At 65.3% G+C, this 15,718-nt stretch carries 12 protein-coding genes; 8 read left to right on the top strand and 4 right to left on the bottom strand.

What is annotated here, in order from left to right:
* Positions 1-35 precede the first annotated feature (35 nt).
* The 8 genes from QA635_RS03205 (at position 36) to QA635_RS03170 (ending at position 9,317) form a co-directional block, all read left to right on the top strand.
* Positions 36-1,586 (top strand): AMP-binding protein, encoded by a 1,551-nt coding sequence (locus QA635_RS03205; RefSeq protein ID WP_283066871.1) that lies wholly within the window; start codon positions 36-38, stop codon positions 1,584-1,586.
* A 113-nt stretch (positions 1,587-1,699) separates the two neighbouring features.
* On the top strand, positions 1,700-2,398 hold the full coding sequence (locus QA635_RS03200) for a DUF2270 domain-containing protein (RefSeq protein WP_425249124.1): 699 nt from the start codon (positions 1,700-1,702) through the stop codon (positions 2,396-2,398).
* Between the two features lie 78 nt (positions 2,399-2,476).
* Positions 2,477-3,364: a TauD/TfdA dioxygenase family protein gene (locus QA635_RS03195; RefSeq protein ID WP_283066869.1), complete on the top strand. Its 888-nt coding sequence runs from the start codon at positions 2,477-2,479 to the stop codon at positions 3,362-3,364.
* A 418-nt stretch (positions 3,365-3,782) separates the two neighbouring features.
* The gene (locus QA635_RS03190; protein ID WP_283066867.1) at positions 3,783-5,378 is read left to right on the top strand and encodes an ABC transporter substrate-binding protein; all 1,596 of its coding nucleotides are present in this window, start codon (positions 3,783-3,785) and stop codon (positions 5,376-5,378) included.
* 91 nt (positions 5,379-5,469) lie between these two features.
* Positions 5,470-6,417 carry an ABC transporter permease gene (locus QA635_RS03185; RefSeq protein WP_028335293.1) on the top strand — a complete coding sequence of 316 codons (948 nt, stop codon included), beginning with the start codon at positions 5,470-5,472 and terminating at the stop codon, positions 6,415-6,417.
* A gap of 4 nt (positions 6,418-6,421) precedes the next feature.
* On the top strand, positions 6,422-7,315 hold the full coding sequence (locus tag QA635_RS03180; RefSeq protein WP_016848340.1) for an ABC transporter permease: 894 nt from the start codon (positions 6,422-6,424) through the stop codon (positions 7,313-7,315).
* A complete protein-coding gene (locus tag QA635_RS03175; protein WP_283066862.1) occupies positions 7,315-8,328 on the top strand; it encodes an ABC transporter ATP-binding protein in 1,014 nt (337 codons plus the stop codon). The genes QA635_RS03180 and QA635_RS03175 overlap by 1 nt, the downstream gene beginning before the upstream one ends.
* Positions 8,325-9,317, top strand: coding sequence for an ABC transporter ATP-binding protein (locus tag QA635_RS03170; RefSeq protein WP_283066860.1), 993 nt, complete (start codon positions 8,325-8,327; stop codon positions 9,315-9,317). The genes QA635_RS03175 and QA635_RS03170 overlap by 4 nt, the downstream gene beginning before the upstream one ends.
* Before the next feature lie 145 nt (positions 9,318-9,462).
* Here QA635_RS03170 and QA635_RS03165 read toward each other — a convergent pair whose 3' ends face one another.
* The 4 genes from QA635_RS03165 to QA635_RS03150 form a co-directional block, all read right to left on the bottom strand.
* The gene (locus QA635_RS03165; RefSeq protein WP_283066858.1) at positions 9,463-11,442 is read right to left on the bottom strand and encodes an acetyl/propionyl/methylcrotonyl-CoA carboxylase subunit alpha; all 1,980 of its coding nucleotides are present in this window, start codon (positions 11,440-11,442) and stop codon (positions 9,463-9,465) included.
* The gene (locus tag QA635_RS03160) at positions 11,439-13,055 is read right to left on the bottom strand and encodes an acyl-CoA carboxylase subunit beta (RefSeq protein WP_283066856.1); all 1,617 of its coding nucleotides are present in this window, start codon (positions 13,053-13,055) and stop codon (positions 11,439-11,441) included. Before QA635_RS03160 ends, QA635_RS03165 begins: the two co-directional genes overlap by 4 nt.
* Positions 13,055-14,653, bottom strand: coding sequence for an AMP-binding protein (locus tag QA635_RS03155; RefSeq protein ID WP_283066854.1), 1,599 nt, complete (start codon positions 14,651-14,653; stop codon positions 13,055-13,057). The genes QA635_RS03160 and QA635_RS03155 overlap by 1 nt, the downstream gene beginning before the upstream one ends.
* A 142-nt stretch (positions 14,654-14,795) precedes the next feature.
* A complete protein-coding gene (locus tag QA635_RS03150; RefSeq protein WP_283066852.1) occupies positions 14,796-15,662 on the bottom strand; it encodes a beta-keto acid cleavage family enzyme in 867 nt (288 codons plus the stop codon).
* Between the last annotated feature and the right edge of the window lie 56 nt (positions 15,663-15,718).

The following is a 15,718-nucleotide window of genomic DNA, read 5'->3' as shown; positions in this document are numbered from 1 at the left end:
GAGAACAAGCACGATCAAGGGGGATCTGGAGTTCGATGTACACCGGCAAGCATGCTTACCTGCGCCCGCTGCAACCCGCCTTCATCATGGCCGGGACCGGCGAGACCGTCACCTATCGTGAGCTCGAGGCGCGCTCCAACCGACTCGCGCATCTGTTCCGCAAGCAGGGGCTGCGGCGGCTCGACCATTATTCGATTTTCATGGAGAACAACAACCGCTACCTCGAGGCCTGCGGCGCCGGCGAGCGCGCCGGGCTCTACTTCACCTGCGTCAACTCCTACCTCACCGCGGGCGAGCTCGCCTACATCCTGACCAACAGCCAGTCGCGGATCCTGATCACCTCGAAGCTGAAGTTCGACATCGCGTGCGAGGCGCTGAAGGAGTGTCCGCAGGTCGAGCTCTGCATCGTGGTCGACGGCGAAAGCGAGAACGATCGCGTTGTCGGGCTGCGAGAGGCCACCGCGGGCCTGCCGCCAACGCCGATCGCGGACGAATATGCCGGCACCGCGATGCTGTATTCCTCCGGCACGACCGGCCGGCCCAAGGGCATCGTGCGGCCGCTGCCGGAGCAGCCGCCGTCGCAGAACCTGCCGCTGTTCGATTTCCTGACCAAGCTCTGGCACTACCGCGAAGGCATGGTCTACCTCTCGCCGGCGCCGCTCTACCACTCGGCGCCGCAAGCCGCGGTCAATCTCACCATCCGGATGGGCGGCACGGTCGTCATCATGGAGAGTTTTGATCCCGAGCGCTATCTCGAGCTGGTGCAAAGATGGGGCATCACCCACAGCCAGCTGGTGCCGACCATGTTCTCGCGTCTGCTGAAACTGCCCGAGGAGGTCCGCGCCCGCTACGATCTGTCGACCCTCGAGATCGCGATCCATGCCGCCGCGCCCTGCCCGGCGCTGGTCAAGGACGACATGATCAAATGGTGGGGTCCCATCATCCACGAATATTACGGCGCGACCGAGGGGCTCGGCTTCACTGCCTGCAACAGCGAGGAGTGGCTCGCGCATCGCGGCACCGTCGGCAGGGTCCTGCTCGGCGATCTGCACATCCTCGACGAGAACATGCAGCCCTGCCCGAAGGGAACGCCGGGCACCGTGTGGTTCAAGACCGCCACGCCATTCGAATATTTCAACGACCCCGCCAAGACCGGCGAGGCGCGCTCGGCCGACGGCAGCATGAGCACGGTCGGCGACGTCGGCTATGTCGACGACGACAACTTCCTTTATCTCACCGACCGCGCCACCTTCATGATCATCTCCGGCGGTGTGAACATCTATCCGCAGGAATGCGAGAACCTCCTGATCACCCATCCCAAGGTCGCCGACGCCGCGGTGTTCGGCGTGCCCAATGTCGATCTCGGCGAGGAGGTGAAGGCGGTGGTGCAGCCGGTCGACGGCATCGCGCCGGGGCCGGATCTCGCCGAGGAACTGATCGCGTTCTGCGCCGGCGCGCTGTCGCGCCAGAAGGTGCCGCGCTCGGTGGATTTCGAGGCTGAGCTGCCGCGGCTGCCGACCGGCAAACTCTACAAGCGCCTGCTGCGTGACCGCTATTGGGGCAACAAGACCTCGCGGATCGTGTGAGCGGCATCCAGACTGATGCTGCCAATCCAAGCCAGCGGACGCAACGGACTCGCCGGTCGCGCGGATTTCGCGCTATGCTCCGGGATCGCAAGCCAGCTTCGCCGGAGGCCGCCATGCCATCGCCCCAGCCGCGCGAGCCGGAGCCGGTGCAGGCCGGAAGGCTCGAATTCACTGCCGCCGAGATCGGTGCACTCGCCCATCTCTATCGTGGCGAGGTCTATCGCAGCACGGTCTGGCGCACCCGTCTCGACAGCTCGACCAACTGGGCGGTGGTCACGACCGGGATCGCGCTGTCGGCGACCTACAGCAGTGCGGAAGCCTCGCCCTTGCCGATGGTCCTGGTCGGACTGCTGGTGACCGTATTCCTGCTATTCGAGGCGCGGCGCTATCGCTATTTCAACGTCTGGCGCGCCCGGGCGCGGTTGCTCGAAACCGATTTCTACGCGCCGATGATCCGCGGCGAGGGCCCCACACCGAACGCAGCCTGGACCGAACTGCTCGCCAACGACTACCGCCGCCCCAGCTATCACATCAGCTATGTCAGAGCGATCGGCCGGCGCCTGCGACGGACTTATGGCTGGATCTTCGCGATCCAGGCCATCGCCTATTACGGCAAGCTGGCGATCCACCCGCTGCCGCTGACCACGATGGGCGCGATCTGGGACCGCGCTTCGATCGGTCCGATTCCCGGAACCATCGTGATCCTGGCCGGTGTCGCCTTCCATTCCAGCTGGGCGCTGTTCGCCTTCGTCACACATCGCATCGAGGTCGCCGACCGGCGCACGCGGCACAATCTGATCGCAATGGGTTGAGGCGCCGCGGGCCGCGTTGCCGATCGCGGGCTTTTCCCCTAACCTCGCCGCAACAACAAAGAAAAGGGAGGACTTGCGATGGAAGTGATCCCACTGCGTCCGGGATTCGGTGCCGAGCTGCGCGGCGTCACGCTGTCAGACGTTGCCGCCAGCGATGCCGCCTATGCGGCGGTGCGCGCGGCGTTCGAGGAACATTCGGTGCTGGTGTTCCGCGGCCAGGAGGTCAGCGACGACATCCAGCTCGCCTTCTCGCGCCGGTTCGGTCCGCCCGAGGTGACCAAGGTCGGCTCAATGGGCACCGGCTCGCATTTCGTGATCCTCTCGACCTTCGGGCCCGACGGCAAGGTGGTTCCATCCGATCACCGGCAGCAGCTGCGCGCCAGGGCCAACCAGCTCTGGCACACCGATTCCTCCTTCAAGCGCGTGCCGGCGCTGACCTCGATCCTGTCGGCGCGCATCATTCCTGAACATGGCGGCGAGACCGAATTCGTCTCGATGCGGCTTGCCTTCGAGCGGCTCGACAAGGACGCGGCAAGTCGGCTGGAGAACGGGTTCGCCTGGCACTCCTACGCGCATTCGCGCAGCAAGGTGGCCACCGGCCTCGCAACGACTGAAGAAGTCGACGCGTTGCCGCCGGTGTGCTGGCGGATGGTCTGGCGCAATCCCGTCAACGGCCGCGGCGCGCTGTATCTTGCCTCCCATGCCTATGGCGTCGAGGGCATGGATGCCGAGGCCGGCAGGGCGCTGATCGAGCAATTGACCGAAGCCGCGACCGTGCCCGGCGTCAGCTATCTGCATCAATGGAAGCAGGGCGACGTCGTGATGTGGGACAACCGGGCCACCATGCATCGCGGCCGCCCCTGGCCGGCGCATGAGGGCCGCCTGATGATTCGCACCACGATCTCGGCGACCGAGGCCGATGGCGTCGCCAACATGCACCTGCCCTCGCCGCAGGCGGCTGAGTGATCGCGTTGTTCCTATTGAACCGCCATCCTGAGGCGCGAGCGGAGCGAGCCTCGAAGGATGAATCGGCCACCGGCTCGGGCCGTGCATCCTTCGAGACGCGCTTCGCGCTCCTCAGGATGACGGGACAGACCTCGACGCCGCTTAGCGAGCATCGGCGACATACTGTCGCTCATTGCAGCCGCTTCACGCCGCACGCGTCGGCGTCGGCAACCGAATTCAAACGGAGATTCGCCGCTGCATAGCAAAACAACCCAGGTTCCCCGCAATCACAGCCATTATTCCCGATCCGTGGAAATTTTAATGTTGTGGGGTCATCCGAATTGCCAATCCCCGCGCGATCCTCGCTGGTTGCCCGACAGCCTCACCGTGGTATCGTCGATGCCAATCGGCCATTGAGACCGAAATGTGGGAGGGGACCATGCGGAGCGTGCAAGCGCTGGCCGTCGCGGTGTTGTCTGTGCTGATCATCAGCGACGTTTCACGCGCAGCCGAGCCGAAACCGGGCGGCATCTTCAGGATCTATCACCGCGACAGCCCCGGCAGCGCCTCGATCCACGAGGGCGCGACCTATTCGCTGAACGTTCCGTTCATGCCGATCTTCAACAATCTCGTCATCTTCGATCAGCACATCGCCCAGAACAGCACCAGCACGATCCGGCCCGAGCTTGCGGAAAGCTGGGCCTGGAGCGGCGACAACAAGACGCTGACCTTCAAGCTGCGCAAGGACGTGAAATGGCACGACGGCAAGCCGTTCACCGCCGCCGACGTCAAATGCACCTTCGACATGCTGATGGGCAAGTCGCAGCAGAAGTTCCGGCAGAACCCGCGCAAGTCCTGGTACGAGCAAGTCGAAGAGGTCACGACCAACGGCGACCATGAGGCGTCGTTCAAGCTGAAGCGGCCGCAACCGGCGCTGCTGTCGCTGCTCGCCTCGGGCTACTCGCCGGTCTATCCCTGCCATGTGTCGCCGGCCGAGATGCGCACCAAGCCGGTCGGCACCGGCCCGTTCAAGTTCGTCGAGTTCAAGGCCAACGAATCGATCAAGCTCACCAAGAACCCGGATTACTTCAAGAAGGGCCTGCCTTATCTTGACGGTATCGAGTTCACCATCATCCCGAACCGCTCGACCGCGATCCTCGGCTTCGTCTCCGGCAAGTTCGACATGACGTTCCCGACCGAGGTCTCGATCCCGCTGCTCAAGGACGTCAAGTCGCAGGCGCCCAATGCGGTCTGCGTAGTGGAACCGAACAACGTCTCCACCAACATCATCATCAATTCGACCGCGCCGCCGTTCGACAATCTCGACATCCGCCGCGCGCTGGCGCTGGCGCTCGACCGCAAGGCGTTCATCCAGATCATGTTCGAAGGCCAGGGCGACATCGGCGGTACCATGGAGCCGGCGCCGGACGGGCTGTGGGCGATGCCGAAGGAGATGCTGGAGCAGATCCCCGGCTACGGTCCCGACATCGAGAAGAACCGCGAGGAAGCCCGCAAGCTGATGCAGAAGGCGGGCTATGGCCCGGACAAGCACCTGCAGATCAAGGTCTCGACCCGCAACATCGCGGTCTATCGCGATCCCGCGATCATCCTGATCGACCAGATCAAGAGCATCTACATCGACGCCGAACTCGACGTCGTCGACACCGCGCAATGGTTCCCGAAGATCGCCCGCAAGGACTATTCGCTCGGCCTCAACCTCACCGGCAATGCCGTCGACGAGCCCGATCAGTCGTTCTACGAGAACTATGCCTGCGGCTCGGAGCGGAACTACACCAACTATTGCAACAAGGCGATCGAGAAGCTGTTCGATCAGCAGTCGGAAGAGACCAACACCGACAAGCGCAAGAAGCTGGTCTGGGAGATCGACAAGAAGCTGCAGGAAGACGTCGCGCGTCCGATCATCTTCCATGCCCGCACCGGCACCTGCTGGCAGCCTTACGTGATGAATGTCACGATCATGTCCAACAGCTCCTATAACGGCTATCGTTACGAAGACGTCTGGCTGGACAAGTAGGCATAGCGTTTTCGGGCGAAGTGGATACCGATTCGCGCAAAGAAAGCGCGTCGGAAGACAAGACACAGGCGGGATCAAGGAGAGAGCCAGGGTGTTTGCCTATATCGTGCGGCGGCTGTTCCTGATGCTGGTGACCCTGTTCGGGATCTCGGTCATCATCTTCGTGCTGCTGCGCGTCGTTCCCGGCAACATCGTCGACATCCTGTTCGACGCCGCGGGCTTCGTCGACCCCGCCGACAAGGCCAATCTCGAGCGCGAGCTTGGCCTCAGCCAACCGATCGTAATCCAGTATCTGCACTGGATCGGCGGCCTGCTGCACGGCGATCTCGGCTATTCCTACGTCTCGGAGAAGCCGGCGCTGGAGGAAATCCTGCCGCGGATTCCCATCACCGCGCGGCTGGCGGGGCTGGCGCTGCTGTTCTCCGCCTCGATTGGCATTCCACTCGGTGTCATCAGCGCCGTCCACCAGGGCTCACGGCTCGATTATGCGCTGCGCGTCGTCAGCCTCAGCGGCCTGTCGCTGCCGTCATTCTGGCTCGGCCTCTTGATCTTGATGGCCTCGGTCTCGCTGTTCGGCACCATGCCGATCTTCAATCCGAACCCGAAAACCTGGCTCGAGGCGCTGACCATCTATGCCGTGCCGGCGATGGCGGTCGGCTTCCGCAGCGCGGCGCTCACCATGCGCATCACCCGCTCCTCGATGCTGGAGATCCTGCGCCAGGACTATATCCGGACCGCGCGCGCCAAGGGCGCCTCCGAGGCCTCCGTGAACTATCACCACGCCCTGAAGAACGCGGTGCTGCCGGTCATCACCGTGATCGGCATCGAGGCCGCATTCCTGATCGGCGGCCTGATCGTCACCGAGACCGTGTTCAACATCCCCGGCATCGCCCGCTTCCTGGTCGAGGCGCTGCGCTGGCGCGACTATCCGATCGTGCAGAACCTCGTGATGTTCATCGCCGTCGTGGTGGTGGTGGTGAACTTCATCGTCGACATGCTCTATGCGGCAATCGACCCGCGTATCCGGTTTGGAGACTGAGCGCGTGGCAACCATCAATTTCGACAGCGAATTGCGACGTGCCGGGGCCAACGCCACCGGTGGCTGGGGACGGTTTGCGTTCCTCGCGCAGCGCCATGTGCTCGGCACGGTCGGCCTCGTCATCATGCTGCTGTTCGTGCTGACCGCGATCTTCGCTAACGTCATCAGCCGCTACGATCCGCTCAGCGTCGATTCCGCGCACCGGCTGGCTGCGCCGTCCGCGCTGCACTGGTTCGGCACCGACTCCTTCGGCCGCGATGTCTGGAGCCGCATCATCCATGGTGCGCGGATCTCGCTTGCGGTCGGCATCGGCTCGACGACGCTCGGCGCCACGCTCGGCGTGATCGTGGGCCTCGCCTCCGGCTATCTCTCCGGCTGGGTCGACCTCGTGTTCCAGCGGGTGACCGACATCCTGCAATCGCTTCCGCTCTTGGTGCTGGCACTCGTCATGACCGCGGCGCTCGGTCCCTCGCTGCCGAACGTGATCCTGGCGATCGCAATTCCCCTGATCCCGACGGTCGCACGCGTGATCCGCGCCAACACGCTGGCGCTGCGCGAGCAGCCGTTCGTCGAGGCCGCCAAATCGATCGGCATGAGCGAGATGCGGATCGCGCTGCGCCACGTGCTGCCCAACACCATCGCGCCGCTGATCGTGCTCGCGACCGCGCAGCTCGGCTCGACCATCCTGACCGAAGCGTCGCTGTCGTTCCTTGGCCTCGGCATCCCCGAGCCTTATCCGTCCTGGGGTCGCATGCTGTCCGAATCCGCCGCCGAATATGTCCGCACCGCGCCTTGGCTGGTGATCTTCCCCGGCATTGCGATCAGCCTTGCGGTGTTCGGCACCAATCTGTTCGGCGACGCGTTGCGCGACATTCTCGATCCGAGGCAGCGCGGCTGATGAGCGAGGCCAAGACGCTCGATACGGTTCTCGACGTGAAGAACCTGCAAACAGTGTTCTTCACCAACTCCGGCCTGTTCCGCGCGGTCGACGATGTCTCGTTTTCGGTCCGCCGCGGCGAGACGCTGGCAATCGTCGGCGAGTCCGGCTGCGGCAAGAGCGTCAGCGCGCTCTCGATCATGCGTCTGGTGCCCGATCCGCCCGGCCGCATCGTCGGCGGCTCGGTGACACTCGAGGGTACCGATCTGCTGAAGCTCGACGATGCCGCGATGCGCGACATCAGGGGCAACCGCATCTCGATGATCTTCCAGGAGCCGATGACCTCGCTCAATCCGGTGATGCGGATCGGCGACCAGATCATTGAGGCGGTGCGGCTGCACCAGAAGGTCAGCAGCAAGGAGGCCTGGAAGCAGGCGGTCGACATGCTGCGGCTGGTGCGGATTCCGGAGCCGGAGCGCCGCGCGCAGGAATATCCGCATCAGCTGTCCGGCGGCATGCGCCAGCGCGCGATGATTGCGATGGCGCTGGCGTGCCGGCCGGCGCTCCTGATCGCGGACGAACCGACCACGGCGCTCGACGTCACCATCCAGGCGCAGATCCTGGCGCTGATCGTCGATCTGCAAAAGCGGCTCGGCACCGGGCTGATCCTGATCACCCACGACCTCGGCGTCGTCGCGCAGACCGCGCAGCGCGTGATCGTGATGTATGCCGGCAAGAAGGTCGAGGAAGCGACGGTTGAATCCTTGTTCGAGACGCCGCTGCATCCCTACACCCGCGGACTGATGGCCTCGATGCCGGCGGTGATCGCGCTCGGCGCGAAGACCGATGCGCGGCTGACCGAAATCCCCGGCATGGTGCCGTCGCTGACCAAGCTGCCGCCCGGCTGCGCCTTCGCGCCGCGCTGCAAGCTGGCGGTCGACCGCTGCCGTCAGGAATATCCGCCGCTCGACGAGATCAAGAGCAATCACTGGGCCGCGTGCTGGCGCGCCGGCGAGATTGCGGAGGCGTCATGACCGAACAGCGCCCGCTCCTCGAGGTGACCGACCTCGTCAAGCACTACGCGGTGCGCGGCGGTGTGCTGCGCCGGCAGGTCGGCACCGTGCATGCGGTCGACGGCGTCAGCTTCGCGCTCGGCGCTGGCGAGACGCTCGGGCTGGTCGGCGAATCCGGCTGCGGCAAGTCGACGGTGGCGCGCACCGTGCTGCGGCTGGTCGAGCCGACCAGCGGCGCCATCAAGCTGGATGGCGAGGACATCGCGCCGCTCAGCAAGACCGCGCTGCGGCCGTACCGGCGCTCGATGCAGATCGTGTTCCAGGATCCGTTCGCCTCGCTCAATCCGCGCATGACGGCCGGCGACATCGTCGGCGAGCCCCTCATTGTGCATGGTCTTGCGACCGGCGCGAAGAAGCAGGAACGCGTCGCGGAACTGTTCCAGCAGGTCGGCCTGCGGCCCGACCAGATGAAGAATTTCCCGCACCAGTTCTCCGGCGGCCAGCGCCAGCGCATCTGCATCGCGCGTGCGCTGTCGCTCGGGCCGCGGCTGATCGTCTGCGACGAGCCGGTCTCCGCGCTCGACGTCTCGATCCAGGCGCAGGTGATCAATCTGCTGATCGACCTGCAGCGCAAGCAGAATTTCTCATACCTGTTCATCGCGCACGATCTGGCGGTCGTCGCCCATATCAGCCACCGCGTCGCGGTGATGTATCTCGGCCGCATTGTCGAGATCGCCGACAAGCACGAGCTGTTCGCCAATCCGCGCCATCCCTACACCCAGGCACTGCTCGCCTCGGTGCCGATCGCCGATCCCAAGGCCAAACGCACCGCTCCCCTGATCGACGGCGATGTCCCGAGTCCGATCAACCCGCCTTCAGGCTGCGCCTTCCACACCCGCTGCCGCTACGCGATGGATCGCTGCAAGACCGAACGCCCGGCGCTGCAGCCGGCCGGCCCGGCGCATCGGGTCGCCTGCTGGCTGAATGACGGGACGGGGCGGAGCGAATAATTCTATCGTCGTCCCGGCGAAGGCCGGGACCCATAACCACAAACGTTCGCTGTTGCGCCGCGCTGTGGCCCCCAGCTTTTTTGAATCACCACGTCCTGTGGTTATGGGTCCCGGGTCGCGCTCCGCTTGCCCGGGACGACGGCGGTTATGCGGCGGCCTCGATCTCCACCACGATCTTCCCCGTCGTCACCTGCTCGCCCTCGGCGACATCGATCGACGATACCGTGCCCGCGACGCCGGCGGTGTGGACATGCTCCATCTTCATCGCTTCGAGCGTCATCACCGGCTGGCCGGCCGCGACCTTGTCGCCCGGCTGCACCAGCACCGCGACGACCCGGCCGTTCATGGCGGCGCGGACCTTGCCGTCACCGCCGGCCGCCGTCGCGCTCTCCGGCGGCGCGAGGGTGAGATCGCGCACCGACAGCGTGACGCCGCGATGCAGGATATAGAGCCGGTCGCCATCGCGCAGAAATTGGGCATGCTCCATCACCCCATCGTGGTGGAAGCGGATGCTGTCCTGACTGAGCTCGTCGAGCGCGAAGCTGAAGCGATCGCCGTTGCGGGTCGCGATGTAGCTGCCGTCGCGCTCGCGGACAACCTCGATCTCCTGCACGCCGTGGCCGAGATCGATCCGCAGGCCGAGCGGGAATGTCGCTGCGAGCGACCGGCCGCGCTGCCATGGCGGGGCGTGCGGATTGGTGACGTAGAGCAGCAGCGCCGCAAGCGCGAGGTCGCTGCCGCGATCCGGCCGCGGCGCCAGCAGCGCGCCGCGGTTGTCGCCGATGAAGGCCGTGGTCGCCTCGCCCCTGGCAAAGACCGGATGGCGCAGGCAGTCGATCAGGAAACCCTGGTTGGTGGTGACGCCGAAGGCCGTGACCTGCTCCAGGGCGCAGATCAGCTTGCCGCGCGCCTCCTCGCGGGTCGTGCCATGGCTGATGACCTTGGCGATCATCGAATCGTAGAACGGCGGAATCTCCGAGCCGGACTGCAGCGCGTGCTCGACGCGGATGCCATCAGGCATCTGCCACCGCGCCATCGTGCCGGATTGCGGCATGAAATCGTGCGCGGCATCCTCCGAGCAGAGCCGGACCTCGATGGCATGGCCGGAGAACTTGATGTCCTCCTGGGTCAAGCCGAGCGGCGCGCCACTGGCGACACGCAGCTGCAATTCGACCAGATCGAGCCCGGTGATCGCCTCGGTGACGGGATGCTCGACCTGCAGCCGCGTGTTCATCTCCATGAAGTAGAAATTTCCGGCGCGATCGAGCAAAAATTCCAGCGTGCCCGCACCCTCGTAGCCGATCGCCTTGACCGCCTGCACCGCGACCGCGCCCATCCGCGCGCGCAGCTCCGGCGTCACCGCCGGCGACGGCGCCTCCTCGACCAGCTTCTGGTGCCGCCGCTGCACCGAGCAATCGCGCTCGCCGAGATGGATGGCGTTGCCATGGCGGTCGCCGAACACCTGGATTTCGATGTGGCGCGGATTGACGATCGCGCGCTCCAGAATGACGGTCGGATCGCCGAACGCGCCCTGCGCCTCCGACCGCGCACTGCGCAGCCCGTCGGGAAATGCCGCCGCGTCCTCGACCAGCCGCATGCCGCGGCCGCCGCCGCCGGCGACCGCCTTGATCATGACCGGAAAACCAATGGCCCTGGCTTCCGCCAGCATCACGGCATCGCTCTGGTCGGCGCCCTGATAGCCGGGCACGCAGGGCACGCCGGCCTTCTGCATGATCTCCTTGGCGCCGGCCTTGTTGCCCATCGCAAGGATCGCTTCCGGCGACGGACCGATGAACACCAGACCCGCATCGCGGCAGGCCTGCGCAAAATCCTCGTTCTCGGCGAGGAAGCCATAGCCGGGATGCACCGCGCCGGCGCCGCTCGCCTTGGCGGCGGCGATGATCGCGTCGATCTTCAGATAGGATTGCGCCGGCAGCGCCTCGCCGATCCGCACCGCCTGGTCGGCCTCGCGCACATGCAGCGCGTCACGGTCGGGGTCCGAATAGACCGCGACGACGCCATGGCCGAGCCGCCGTGCCGATCGCATGATGCGCAGCGCGATCTCGCCGCGATTGGCGATCAGGATCTTGAAGAACGGCGTCCGCTTCACGATTGCCCCGCTCATGGCCGCGCCACCGAGAACTGCATGCGCTGCGGGCTGCGGGCCTCGGCCTCGCGGCAGATCGAAAGCACCTCTGACAGCACCGTCCGCGTGTCGCGCGGATCGATCACGCCGTCGTCGAGCACGCGGGCGCTGGTCGAGAACACGTCCATCTGGCTGTCGAACACGCCGGTGATCTGCGCCTTCATCGCGTCCAGCTTCTCCTTCTCGATCGGCTTGCCGCGCCGTGCGGCGGCGGCTTCGGTGACGATAGCCATGGTTTCAGCGGCCTGCTCGCCGCCCATCACGGCGGTCTTGGCGTTGGGCCAGGAGAAGCAGAAGCGCGGGTGGAAACCGCGGCCGCACATGCCGTAATTGCCGGCGCCGAACGAGGCGCCGCAATACAGCGTGATCTGCGGCACCGTCGCCGAGGTCACCGCCTGGATCATCTTGGAGCCATGCTTGATCATGCCGGCCTCTTCATATGCCTTGCCCACCATGTAGCCGGTGGTGTTGTTCATGTAGAGGATCGGCGTGCGCGACTGGCAGCAGGCCTGGATGAAGTGCGTCGCCTTGTTGGCGCCGGGCACGTCGAGCGGGCCATTATTGGTGATGATGCCGATCGCTTGGCCCTGGATGCGGGCTTGGCCGCAGACCGTCGCCGGACCGTAATTGGCGCCGAACTCGGTGAAGTCGGAATCGTCGATGAAGCGCGCGATTGCCTGGCGTATGTCGACGGGACGCTTGTGGTCCATCGGCATGATGCCGAGCAGTTCCTCCGCGTCGTAACGCGGCGGTTTGAACGCGGCCGGCGCCGGTGCCGGCCGATCCCAAGGCAACTTGGCCATGATGTCGCGCGCAATGCGCAGCGCGTCGCGGTCGTCCTCGGCGAGATAATCGCCAAGGCCCGAGACCTGGGTGTGCATCTCGGCGCCGCCGAGCTCCTCCTCGGTCGCGATCTCGCCGGTGGCGGCCTTGAGCAGAGGCGGCCCGGCGAGGAAGGCGCGGGTGCAGCCGCGCACCATCACGATGTAGTCGGACAGGCCCGTCTGGTAGGCGCCGCCCGCGGTCGAGGAGCCGTGGGTGACGGTAACGACGGGAAGCCCTGCCGCCGACAGCCGCGCCAGGTTGCGGAAGATGTTGCCGCCACGGACGAAGTCCTCGACACGGTAGCGCAGCAGGTTGGCGCCGGCGCTCTCGACCAGCTGCACATAGGGCAGCTTGTTCTCCAGCGCGAGTTCCTGCACCCGCAGCGTCTTGTCGAGGCCGTAAGGCTGCAATGCACCCGCGTCGATGCCGGCATCATTGGCGCTGACCATGCAGCGGATGCCGGAGACGAAGCCGATGCCGGCGACCAGTCCACCGCCGGGCACGCTCTTGTCCACATCCGCCACGTCAAACATGTAGCCGGCGAGCGTCGACAGTTCGAGGAAGGGCGAGCCGGGATCGAGCACCAGCGCGACGCGCTCGCGTGGCAACAGCTGGCCGCGCTTGTGGAAGCGGTCCTTTGCCGCGGCGGAGGCTGCGCGCGTCCGCTCCTCCAGGGCGCGCATCCGGGCGATCAGCGCCAGCATGCCGTCGCGATTGCCCTGGAAGGCGGCGCTGCCGGTGGAAATCGTGTTCTCGATGATGGCCACTAGGCGCGCTCCACAAAATGCCCACTGTATTGCTGCCGCAGCTCGACCTTGCGCAGCTTGCCGGTCGCGGTCATCGGCATCTCCTCGAGGATACGCACCAGCTTCGGCACCTGGAAGCCACCGAGATGCTTTCTGCAATGCGCCTCGATACCGGCCTCGTCGGCCACCGCGCCGGGCTTCAGCTTGACGAAGGCGGAGACCGCCTCGCCCCATTGCGGATGCGGCAGGCCGACCACGGCGGCGTTCTGCACGGCGGGATGCGCCAGCAACGTCTCCTCGATCTTGACGGAGGCAACGTTCTCGCCGCCCGACTTGATCATATCCTTCTTGCGGTCAAGGAACAGCACCTCGCCATTGCCGTCGATCAAGGCTAGATCGCCGGTATGGTGCCAACCGAACTTGCGCGCCTCTTCGGTCGATTTGGGGTCCTTGTAGTAGCCCATCATCACGTTGGGCCCGCGATGCACCAGCTCGCCGATCTCGCCGCGCGGAAGCAGGTTGCCATTGTCGTCCATAATCGCGGTCTCGTTGACGATCAGCGATTCGCCCCAATAGTTGCCGTAGCGGTCGAGCTGCACCTCCGGGCGGGACATCGTCGTCGCCGGATACATCTCGGTCTGGCCGCTGGACAGCACGAAGTTCGGACAGAGATCGGCGATCGCGCGCTCGAGCAGCGGCTTGCCCATCGGCGCCATGGTGTAGATGCAGCAGCGCAGGCCCGACAGGTCGTAGTCGCGCCGGCGCGGATGGTCGAGGATCGCCTGATACATCAAGGACAGGCCGACGAACACGGTGAGCTTATCGCGCACGATCGCCTCCATGCACGCGACCGGATCGAAGCCGCGCATCAGCGCCATGCGGCCGCCGACCGAGAGATAGCTGAGCAGCAACACGTGGCCGGCGCAGTGGAACAGCGGAAACTGTCCGGTGATCCCGTCATCGCGCGAGAGCTGCATCTCGATACAGTTGCTCATCACCGCCATGACCACGGCGAGGTGACAATGCATCGCGCCCTTCGGCCGCGAGGTCGTGCCTGACGTATAGATGATCATCGCGAGATCGCGGTCGTTGATCTCGATGTCAGGCTCGATATCCGACTGTCCCTCCAGCAGACCGCTGAACTCCTGCAATCCGGTCTTGCCGGCATTGCCGGTCAGATCGATCGCGATCATCTCCATGCCGCGCGCTTCCAGCGCGGCGCGGCGGTCGGCCTGAGCATGAAGGGCGTCATCGATGATGGCGAAACGCACCTCGGCATGGCCGAGGATGTAGTCCATATCAGCCGGTCCGAGCATGGTGTTGATGGGCACCCAGACCAGCCCGGCGCGGTGAATGCCAAACAGCGCTTTGACGAATTCGACGGAGTTGTTGCAGATGGTCGAGATCTTCTCGCCCGGCTTCAGCCCGCGCTGCACCAGATGATTGGCGAAGCGATTGGCGTCGCGCTCGAGTTCGGTGAAGGTGACCTGCCTGCTGCCGTCGGTCAGCGCGATGCGATCCGGAAACCGCCGCGCGGCGCGCTTCAACAGGTCGCCGATCGCGACCCGGCCGATACGACCCGGCCCGGTGACACCGCTGGTTCCTGCGAGATTGTGCATGTATGTCCTCCTGCCTCGTCATTGCGAGGAGCTCGCGACAAAATGGCAAAGCAATTTTGCGCTGAAGCGACGAAGCAATCCATACTTTCCAAACGGCAAGATGGATTGCTTCGCTGCGCTCGCAATGACGGCTGGCGTAGCCCTAGTGCCTGACACCGAAAATCTGCCGCGCTTCCGCCGGGCTCGCAATCTCGCGGCCGGCGCGGCGCGCGCAGGCGGCGAGCCCTTCGACGAGTTGCCCGTTCGACGTCACCTTGGTGCCATCGCCGAGATAGAACGTATCCTCGAGCCCGCTGCGCAGATGGCCGCCGAGATCGGCGGCGCGCTGATGCAGCGGCCAGATCTCGGCGCGGCCGATCGCGGTGACCTGCCAATGCGCCTCCGGCGCCTTCAGCCTCAACAGGATCGGTAACAGCTCCGGATCGGCCGGCATGCCCGAGGCGACGCCCATGACGAAATTGTATTCGAGCGGACCGGAATACATCCCGGTCTGCCGGTACATGCCGACGCAGCGCACGATGCCGACATCGAAGCACTCGAATTCGGGAATGGTGCCGGCCACCTTCATCACGTCGAGATAATCCTGCACCTTCTCGACGGCGTTATCGAACATCATCGGCGGCCAGGCCCAGGTGTTGTCGGCCTTCACCTTGAGATAATTCAGCGAGCCGGCATTGCAGGCGGCGATCTCGGGCCTGGTCTCGCGCACGCAATCGAGCGCGCCCTGGTAGTTCGGGCCGGAGGTGCCGGTGGTGTGGTTGATGATCACGCCGGGGCAGGCCTCGCGTATCGCCTGCTGGATCTCCTTGCTGACGCCGACATCCCATGACGGCAGGTGGCCCTTGTTCGGCTCCTGCTGCCGCAGATGGATGTGCATGATGCTGGCGCCGGCGTTGAACGCGGCCTTGGCCTCGCGCGCCATCTGTTCCGGCGTCACCGGAACGTTGTGCTGCTTCGGGTCGGTAAGCACGCCGTTCAGCGCGCAGGTGATGACGGCCTTGTCGCTCATGGGTCTCTTGTCCGCTTTTGCGGCGCACATGCGCTGCTGATTTCGCCATGATGAGA

The organism is Bradyrhizobium brasilense (genome assembly GCF_029714345.1).
GTDB classification, from domain to species: Bacteria; Pseudomonadota; Alphaproteobacteria; order Rhizobiales; family Xanthobacteraceae; genus Bradyrhizobium; species Bradyrhizobium australafricanum.
This window is presented reverse-complemented; position numbering and strand designations above follow the sequence as displayed.